Raw genomic sequence first — 9,083 nt, forward strand, 5'->3', positions numbered from 1 at the left:
TCGCCGGCCTGAAACACGTTTTCTCCGTCGATCGAAATGTTCATCGACAACTGCTGATTGGTATTGGTCGTATGGAACATGTCAGCCAGGCGGCCACCCCAGCCGCGTCGATCCAGCGCATCAGCCTGGGTCTGCAGCCAGGTCACGCTTTGGTCGCTGTGCGAGAACAATTGTTTCGGTACCGGCACGGTTCCGTTTTCATATTCGGTCTTGCTGATCGGATAGAGCAGGGGGCCGACATTGGCTGCGATTGCCAGTGGCGACTGGGTCTGGTTGAACAGATCGCGCAACAACGGCATGGCCGGGTTCAAGCCGAAGCTGGCGCCGCCAATGGGAGCGACACTCGGATTCAGACTCAACAGACTGGCCGAGGGCAGGGCCAGATCGCCACGCGAGGTCGCGTACTGGTTGTACTCCGCGGTGCTGGTCGGCACGAGCATGTTGAAGCCATCGTTGCCGCCGTACAGGTAGACGCAAACCAGAGCCCGATAATCGTTGCCGAGCAGGTGGCGCCCAGACATCGCCGCTGCGTGGGCCAGCGACAGCTTGCCGGCAAAGCTGGTGAACAGGGCCGAGGAGGCAGTTGCGCAAAGAGCGCGCTGGATGAAATCACGTCTGTTCATGGGATCACCGTTCGATGACGTATTCGGGGGAGGTCTGGATCAGCCAGATCGCATCCTGGACGCGCTGGCGACGGTCTTCGATGTCGTTGTTGTCCATGTTCTGCACGTAGGTGACCAGAGTGTTGAACATGAAGTCGGACATGGTCCGGTTCATGAACAACAGATCGTAGCGATCGATCAGGCGGACCGGGTCATTGGCGAATGGCAGTTCGTCGTCGAGGTCGATGACGACATCTTCCGGGTCATTCCATGAGTTGCCGCGCCAATACCAGAATGTTTTCGCTTCCAGCGTATTGGCGACGCTGGCAATCGAGGTGTCGGTGGTGATCTGGAATTCCGGTGCAGTCAAACCGAGGTTGTAGAGCTCACCCGGCGGGCTGTAATCAGGCAGAAAGAAATTGAATACGCTCGGCGAGCGCAAGGCGGCCTGACCAAGGCTGTATTCGGGATACCACTCGCGGTAGCGACCATCGTCGGCGCGTGCGTGCATCGCTCTCCAGAGATGAGTCTGCCTGAGCAGGGGTTCACGCAGTTTGCCGCCGTGGCTGCTCAGGCTGGGCAGATGACGGGCTTCGGTATCCATCAGCACAGCGCGAACCGTAGCGCCGATATCGCCACGCACGCCGAGGCCATTGTTGGCGAATACCGCAGCGACGCGGCCGATATAGGCCGGGCTGGGGTTGCTGGTGACCAGTCGTTTGATCAGGTGGCGGGCAATGAAGGGGGCGACATTGGGGTGATTGAAAATGTTGTCGAGCGCAGCCTGCAGGTCGCCGGCCGCCGTGCCTCCGCCAAGGAGCAGGCCGGACGGCAGGCTGACCCCCGGGTAGATCAGCAACTGCTTGTCTTCTGCGGAGGCGTGATAGTCCTCCCACGCTTGCATCGGCAGGAACCACGATGCGTTCCAGCCAGGATTCGGCCAGTCGACCGCGCCGGGAGGACACCACTCCCATTCCCACCATTGGCCGCCATTGGTTCGCGGGCAGTTGGCCCAGTTCCATCCGGTGAACACATGGGCGAAGCCGCGGATGGTGTCCTGGTTGTAGGTCGGCACGGGTTGTCCGCCGACCAGCACGGTTTGACCATTCGCATTCAACTGCACGAGACCGACTGAGAACAGCTGCATGATCTCGCGTGCGTAGTTTTCATCGGGACGGATGTTTTCGGCCAGATCGGGTTTGCGATTCTTGAACATCGACAAGTAGCGACCCATGACCGGATTCAAGGTCACCTGCTCGAGCAGATTGCGATAGTTGCCGAAGGCGTTGTCGATCAGCAGATCATAATAGTTGGCCATCGCAATCGGCTGGCCTTCGATGGCTCCGCTCTGGTCGGATACGACCAGAATTTCGCTCAAGGCGAAGGCCACGCGCTGACGCAATTGATCGGGTCCGCTGATGGCATTCAGCCACCAGACTTCCTGTCGACTGTTCTGGTAGACGTTGAGACCGGCGGCCTCCTGGTCTTCCATGTACTGGCGCTCATGCGATGCAGGCAGTGCGGCCTGGTCGGCGAGCCAGGCGTTGTAGCCGATCGCTCGCAGGCGGGCAATTTCTGCGAGAGTTGGTCCAAATGTGGCCTGGGTCAGAAAGCGTGCGGCGTCGGCGTCGGAATGCGGGCCTTCGCTGTGATCGTCAAAGCTGCTGTCGAATACGTGATCCGCAGCCAGGGCATGCGCAGCGAAAGCGAGTACGGTCAGCGTCAATGTCATTCGACAAAGCAGGTTTTTCATGCGAATTCCCGAAATCATGCGTCGCCAACGGCTGAGACTAGCGTCATCAGGTTTCTCGCATTGTGCACGCGGTCACCATAAGCGTGCCGTCAGATTTCAATATTGGGCATGGTTCTCACTCTGCATCGCGATTTTCCTGCCCTCAGTCGCAGCGGCTCTGAACAATTGCCTGGATGCCGAATTCCAGGACCGCCGTGGCCAGGCCGAAATCTTTATTGCCAACGACAATCCGGGCAATCCGTTTGCCTATCGACCGCGTTGCGTGACGATTAGTGAAGGTACCGGCGTCCACTTTGCGGCGATACCGGATTTCGGCATGCATCCTCTCTACGGAGGAATCGTCAGTGGTGATTAGGCGACGATCGATCCGGCCAGCCCGATTGGTTCGTTCACCAGCGGTACCGAGGGTGAGCGCGTGCTGATCGAAGCGGGCGAATTTCCTTACTTTTGCGACTTCCATTTCGCCGCCGGCATGATGGGATCGATCCGCGTGGTTCCCGAGTTGTTTGCCGACGGATTCGAGTGAGAAAACTTTCCCGGCTGTCGCCGCCGCGCGGTTTTCGGGCATCATCCCGGGTCGGTATTCGCAGGCATCGCGCCAGCAAACACTGAGACACATCCCCGTTTCTGGATCAATTGATGGCAAACATTCCCAGCATCAGCAAGGCAGATTGGCGCAAGCGTCTTGCTGGTCTGTCGCCCCGCGTGGCGAAAATGGCCGAGCAAGCCGCTGCCGGCATTGAGAAGCGCCGCCTTGATGATGTGCGGCGCAGTCTTGTTGCTGCGTGCGTCCTCGCCCCCGCGCATCCCGAAATTCTTCGTCTTCAAGGTGTCTTGAAGCACCTGGAGGAACGCTACGACGAAGCCGTGGAAATCCTCCGCGAAGCGTTTGTGCTATCTCCGGATGACGCCCTGATCGCCAACAATCTCGGCAGCTCGCTGCGCGCCAGCGGCGATGTCGATGCAGCCATTGAAATGTTCGGTCGGGCGACGGCGCTGGATCCCGATCTGGCTGCCGCCTGGTTCAATCTGGGCAAGACCCTGAAGTCCCAGGCGCGACCAGAACAAGCCTTGCCGAACTTGCAGCGTGCACTTGAGCTTTCGCCGGCCCATGTTCCTGCGCGCATCGTGCTGGGTGATTCCTTGAAAGCAATGGGCCAGATCGATGAAGCGGCCAAGGCGTTTCGTGAAGCGCTGCGTTTGAATCCGCGAAATGCCCAGGCCTGGTTCTCCCTGGCCAATATCAAGACGGTTCCACTGACGCTCGCTGAGGCGAACCAACTCGACCAATTGCTTCGCGAGCGATCATTGAATGATGACGATCGCGTGCGCATGGGGTTCACCCTGGCCAAGGCGCTGGAGGACAACCGTCAGTACGAGAGATCCTTTGCCGCCTTGAGTGAAGCCAACCGCTGCAAACGGCGCCAGACGCCCTGGGATGCGGCCGAGTTTTCGGCACAAATTGACGCCATGCTGGTGGCCTGTGCCAGACCACCCAAAGTCACCGCGCCGAAAACGCAGGGCAGGGAAGTCATTTTCATTGTCAGCCTGCCGCGTTCGGGTTCAACCTTGACCGAGCAGATTCTGGCGTCCCACCCGGAAGTCGAGGGGGCCAGCGAACTTCCTGATCTGCCAGCCGTACTCAATGATGAGTCGCAGCGGCGTGGAGTGGATTTTCCGGAGTGGTTCAGCGATGCCAGCGCCGAAGACTGGGAGCGGCTAGGCAAGGACTATCTGCAGCGCACCCGGCGTTGGCAGTCGCAGCGGCCACGCTTCACCGACAAGGGGCTGGCGAACTGGCAATCGGTGGCCGCAGCGCTGGCCATGTTGCCTGCGGCGAAGATCGTGGTTTGTCGTCGTGATCCGCTGGAGACCTGCCTGGCCTGTTTCGTCCAGCTGTTTGCACGGGGCCAGAAGTTCAGTTACGCGATCGATGATGTGGTCGCCTACTGGCGTGATTTCGACCGCCTCTGCCGGCATTGGGTGGAAATCTACCCGGACCAGGTACACAACATGGTCTACGAGACTCTGATCGACGAGCCCGAGGCGACGACGCGATCCCTGCTTGAGTTCTGTGGATTGCCGTTCGATCCGGCATGTCTCCGATTCCACGAAAGCCGCCGCAATGTGAGGACCGCGAGTGCAGCCCAAGTCTTGCAACCGCTGCGTCGAGATACAGCGCGCTCGGCCCGATATGGAGTTGCGCTGGACGGTTTCAGGAAAGCGCTTGGGCTTGACGGCTAGCGGATATTGCGCTGCCTGATTTTCAGTAACGTAATGATCTGTAATGAAAGCTCCCTAGCTCGGCGCGATTCTGACGGTTGTTTTCGGGGTTGCCAATGCCACTCCTGATTTGCTATGTTGCGGCGTCGCTCTAAGTCCGTTTGGCGGCCCGTTGCCCATCTGGGTGGTCGGCATAGAACTAATAATTTTGGGGTATGAATGATGATTAATCGTAAGACTTTGCTGGCCAGTGGAGTCGCTGCGGCGATCTTTGCCGTTTCAGCAGCCAGCGCAGCACCCGTGGCGAGCAACGTCAGCTCAGCAGCAGCTCAACCAATTTTCAATGTGCCAAACGGGTCCACTGTTTTGTTTGATCAGACGGCCAATCCCGGCACCAACGGCGCTCCGGCGCAGAATTTCTCGTCGTCGTATGACAGCTATGACAATGAAGCTGCGGATGACTTTGTCGTACCTGCTGGTGGGTGGACTGTTTCTTCGGTCAATATTATCTCGACCGGTACGGCCGGCTTTACAGGCGCTACGCCTGCAGCGGTAACTTTCTATCCGGATGCCGGTGGTTTGCCGGGTGCGACCCCCGTTTGCTCCTATCCAACCGCAGCGGCGACCGTTACCGCAACTGATACCTCGATTGTGCTTCCTTCGGGTTGCGCGCTTGGAGCTGGCACTTACTGGGTAGGTGTTTCCGTTGATTTCAATTTCGTGACGCAAGGCCAGATTTTCTGGAGCACGCAATCATCAGGTTCGGGTAGCCAAGCGGTATGGCGCAATCCCGGCGACGCCTTTGGAAGTGGCTGCACCAACTTTGACACCTTGCCAAATTGTGCTGTCGCTGGCGGCGTTGAGTCGCAGCTAGGCTTCCAGATTCTTGGTGCAGTTGGTGGCGGTGGTGGCGTTCCTGCCGAGCCGCCGCGCGAACTGCCAACCCTGAGCCAGTGGAGCGCCCTGCTCGCCGTTGGCGGCTTGGCCCTGCTTGGCCTGTTCGGTGTGCGCCGTCGCTCGCGCATCTGATTGCTTCAGTTTCATCGCGTGATCCAAACCGGAGGCCTCAGGGCCTCCGGTTTTTTTGTGCCGCGGCGCTGGTCATTGCGCCTGAGCGATGCGCGTGGACTAGACTGCAGCGAATGCCATTGAGGGTGAAGCGTGTTTGATATTGCGGTCATTTTTCTTGTTCTCACGGCCTTGCTGGCGTACGTGAATCAGCGCTTTGTCGGCTTGCCGACAACCATCGGCGTGATGGCGATTGCCCTGATCCTCTCGCTTGCGCTGATCGGGCTGGACAAGCTGGGTTTCGGGCAATTGCACGATTTCGAGGAATCGTTGCTCGAATCAATCGATTTTTCCGATGTGCTGATGCAGGGCATGTTGTCGGTGCTGCTGTTTGCCGGTGCCATGCATGTCGATTTGAGTGAACTGCGACCCTATCGCTGGCAGGTGGGCTTGCTGGCTGTGGTCGGCACCCTGGTTTCGACCCTGATTGTTGCCTGTGCCTTGTGGTATTTTCTGCCACTGGTCGGGGTCGAGTTGTCGCTGCTCTACTGCCTGGTATTTGGTGCCCTGATTTCGCCAACCGATCCAATTGCGGTGATGGGAATTCTGCGCTCGGCCAAGGCTCCGAAGAATCTTGAACTGGTCATCTCGGGTGAGTCCCTGTTCAACGATGGAGTGGGCGTTGTGTTGTTTTCGATGCTGCTCGGCACGATCGCGCTCGGCGTCGCGCCAACGCCTGCTCAGGCCGGGTTGCTGCTTTTGCATGAGGCCGGTGGCGGTATCGTTTTCGGACTCGTGCTCGGTTACATCACGTTTCGTTTGCTCAAGAGCATCGACAATTACAAAGTCGAAGTGATGCTGACCCTGGCGGCGGTGCTTGGCGGCTATCTGCTCGCTTCCCGACTGCATGTGTCCGGGCCGCTGGCGATGGTCATTGCCGGGCTGGTGATTGGCAACCATGGCCGCGCAGAAGCCATGTCCGACGAGACCCGGGCCCATCTCGACATGTTCTGGGAGTTGCTTGATGAGATCCTCAATACCGTATTGTTTGTGCTGATCGGCATGGAGGCGCTGATCATTCCGTATTCGCCGAACGTGGTCATGGCGGCAGTGGGTACGGTAGTGATCACCCTGCTTGCCCGTGCACTTGCCGTCGGCGCACCGGTGGCATTGCTGAAATCGCTGTTTGCCTTGCCCACGGGTGCCTGGCAGGTACTTACATGGGGTGGCTTGCGCGGTGGTATCTCGGTGGCATTGGCGCTGTCTTTGCCACTCGGGCCGGAGCGCAATGTCGTGCTGGCCCTGACTTATGCGGTCGTGGTGTTCTCGATTCTTGTGCAAGGCTTGAGCATCGGCAAAGTTGTCCGACATGCTGCCCGTGGTCCGTGAAGCTAGCGCATTCCCTGCAATCACGTTGATGAGTCATGATTTTCTGCGGCCGCCGAGATGCCAGATCTCGGTCCGGTTCGATCTTTTCCGTCGACCTCCAAAGCAAGAGGCCCGGCGCGAGGCCGGGCTTCTTTTCATCTCACTATTGCCATTGATGCATCAGTCGATACTGGCTGCGCGTTCGCGACGTTCGAGCAGGCTCATGTCAGCCTGGTTGATCAAACGCAGATCACGCAGTTCGTACGGTGCTGCCATTCCGGATTGACTCAGGCTGGAGGCGTCGAAGCGCAGCTTGATGCTGCCGAAACCGGCCTCAAGCCAGGCTGCGGAGTGAGCGACTGCGGCGGGTGCCAAGGAACCATCGCTGCGCGTGCCATACAGCGTGCCGGCAAGCTGGTAGCGACTCGGCATGACCGATTGCACACCGATGTCCAGAGTCATTCCGGCGTTGCGCGTAATTCCAGTCTGACGGTCGATCGAGCCAGTCAAACGCGCTGTGGCCACGCTGACTGCAAATGCCGAGCGCGCGTCACGCGGGACACTGATTTGCCGATTCGAGGCATTGCCGAATGCATGGATCTGCCAAAGCCCGAAACCGCCGGCATGGGTCGGGTCGGGACGCACGCTGGCGACGTAGCTACCGTCACGCTGACGCGTAAAGGTGACATCCTGACTGTGGCCATCCGGAGAACTGAGCAGACCATTAACGCGATCAAGCGTCGCCCCCTCGATCGCCGCACTGATGCGGATCGAATCGCCGGCGAGCACGGTGTCGCGCTCGGCTTGCAAGGACATGACCACGGTACTTGCAGGCTCGAACACGTGGACCAGATAACTGCCGCTGGCAGTCGGTGCAACCAGTTCGATTCGGCCACTCCCGAGTGCATCTGCCAGCTTCACCACCAGACTGCCTTCGGGGACATCCATGCCGGCCGCGCGCAGTGCATCCTGATCCGCCGCCATGTGCACGGCATCGTTGCTCGTATAGAGCTTGCCGTTGGCGCGGAACAGCAGGGTCGACGCATCAATCACGCTCTTGTTGTCAGCATGCGGGCTGAGTCGTATCAGCGCACCGTTGGCGCTGGTCGACAATGCCAGGCCTTGCTGAAGCTGGTCGGCGTCAGCATCGATCCAGTATTCGCGGCTGTGTTGCTGGAAGGCGACCGGACGAGCGTCGAGTGCGACGTTGGGGTCAATCGACCAGGACATCGAAACCGGCTTGTGATCAAGATTCGCCGATACTGATTTCGCCTGTACGGAGGATTGCAGTTGACTTGGAACCTGATCGTTCGCAGTCGCTGCTAGAAAATGCAGACTCGGCTTGGCCGCAAATGCCGACGCGGAAACCAGCAACAACGAGACAATCAGGGAACTTGAGAGAATTTTCATCAGTGGGCTCCTCAAAGGTCGTCGCGAAGGATGTTTTGAAGTCCGAAGCAGGCGCGTCGGCTCTGGTTGTGCGAGAGCACCTTGCCGCCCAGGCGGCTGGTGTCCTTGAACCAGAGTGAGCCGGCAGCCTGCTGGCTCGTGCATTCGAGGAAGCCATCCGAACAACTGGCCAACCAGTTCTGCGTGATCTCCAGGCCGACGTTGAGGGTATAACCGCCGCAATAAGCATTCGAGCTGAATATGCCCGAGCGGACATCGGTACCGACGACGCTCCAGAATCCTTTCGGCAGGGCCGGGCGACCGCTGGTTCCGAGCAGATAGTTCTGATTGTAGTAAGCCATCCAGCTGACCTGCTGCATGCGCACCGCATCGCTCTTGTAGCCAAGCAGCCAGCCGAGTGCGGATTCAAACACGTTGCCGCTTATCACCGCATCGGCGAGTGGTGTGCCGGCACTGGAGGGAGCCAGTGCATTGACCCAGCGGATCTTGCTGATGATCGCCGGGTAACGGCTGTCCCAGGTCTGGTTCGACATGATCCAGCGCATCACGTTGCCTCCATTGGAGTGGGTGATGATGACCAGGTCAGTGATGTTCTTGCTGGTGATGAACGAAGTCAGTTGGGTGGCCAGACAACCCGCAGCGCGGCTGTCCCACATGTACTGCTCGAAATCGCAATTGATGACCGTGAAGTTGTTCTGGTTGACCAGGCCCTGGCGCAC

8 protein-coding genes are annotated in these 9,083 nt (G+C 59.0%); 3 read left to right on the plus strand and 5 right to left on the minus strand.

All coding sequences use genetic code 11. The features are described from left to right. The 3 genes from VFN25_RS09500 to VFN25_RS09510 form a co-directional block, all read right to left on the minus strand. A partial coding sequence (locus VFN25_RS09500) for a DUF1501 domain-containing protein (RefSeq protein WP_325141220.1) occupies positions 1-623 on the minus strand: 623 nt, incomplete at its 3' end. A gap of 4 nt (positions 624-627) precedes the next feature. Beyond that, complete coding sequence (locus VFN25_RS09505; RefSeq protein WP_325141222.1) at positions 628-2,355, minus strand: DUF1800 domain-containing protein; 1,728 nt, start codon at positions 2,353-2,355, stop codon at positions 628-630. Between the two features lie 142 nt (positions 2,356-2,497). Then, the gene (locus VFN25_RS09510; protein ID WP_325141224.1) at positions 2,498-2,926 is read right to left on the minus strand and encodes a hypothetical protein; all 429 of its coding nucleotides are present in this window, start codon (positions 2,924-2,926) and stop codon (positions 2,498-2,500) included. A gap of 68 nt (positions 2,927-2,994) precedes the next feature. On the opposite strand from VFN25_RS09510, the gene VFN25_RS09515 reads away from it, so the two are divergent. From VFN25_RS09515 to VFN25_RS09525, 3 genes are all read left to right on the plus strand, one after another. Continuing rightward, positions 2,995-4,599: a tetratricopeptide repeat-containing sulfotransferase family protein gene (locus VFN25_RS09515; RefSeq protein ID WP_325141226.1), complete on the plus strand. Its 1,605-nt coding sequence runs from the start codon at positions 2,995-2,997 to the stop codon at positions 4,597-4,599. Between the two features lie 198 nt (positions 4,600-4,797). Continuing rightward, positions 4,798-5,607, plus strand: coding sequence for a hypothetical protein (locus VFN25_RS09520; protein WP_325141228.1), 810 nt, complete (start codon positions 4,798-4,800; stop codon positions 5,605-5,607). Positions 5,608-5,739: 132 nt separating this feature from the next. Next, complete coding sequence (locus VFN25_RS09525) at positions 5,740-6,975, plus strand: sodium:proton antiporter (RefSeq protein ID WP_325141230.1); 1,236 nt, start codon at positions 5,740-5,742, stop codon at positions 6,973-6,975. A 159-nt stretch (positions 6,976-7,134) separates the two neighbouring features. Here VFN25_RS09525 and VFN25_RS09530 read toward each other — a convergent pair whose 3' ends face one another. Continuing rightward, positions 7,135-8,364, minus strand: coding sequence for a DUF4785 domain-containing protein (locus VFN25_RS09530; RefSeq protein WP_325141232.1), 1,230 nt, complete (start codon positions 8,362-8,364; stop codon positions 7,135-7,137). An 11-nt stretch (positions 8,365-8,375) separates the two neighbouring features. After that, a partial coding sequence (locus VFN25_RS09535) for a hypothetical protein (RefSeq protein ID WP_325141234.1) occupies positions 8,376-9,083 on the minus strand: 708 nt, incomplete at its 5' end.

It is taken from the genome of Dokdonella sp., from assembly GCF_035703485.1.
Lineage (GTDB): Bacteria > Pseudomonadota > Gammaproteobacteria > Xanthomonadales > Rhodanobacteraceae > Dokdonella.

Bases quoted from the DNA above. Each gene is read 5' to 3' on its own strand.
- VFN25_RS09505 (WP_325141222.1), bottom strand. From the start codon at position 2,355: ATGAAAAACCTGCTTTGTCGAATGACATTGACGCTGACCGTACTCGCT.
- VFN25_RS09510 (WP_325141224.1), bottom strand. From the start codon at position 2,926: ATGATGCCCGAAAACCGCGCGGCGGCGACAGCCGGGAAAGTTTTCTCA.
- VFN25_RS09515 (WP_325141226.1), top strand. From the start codon at position 2,995: ATGGCAAACATTCCCAGCATCAGCAAGGCAGATTGGCGCAAGCGTCTT.
- VFN25_RS09520 (WP_325141228.1), top strand. From the start codon at position 4,798: ATGATGATTAATCGTAAGACTTTGCTGGCCAGTGGAGTCGCTGCGGCG.
- VFN25_RS09530 (WP_325141232.1), bottom strand. From the start codon at position 8,364: ATGAAAATTCTCTCAAGTTCCCTGATTGTCTCGTTGTTGCTGGTTTCC.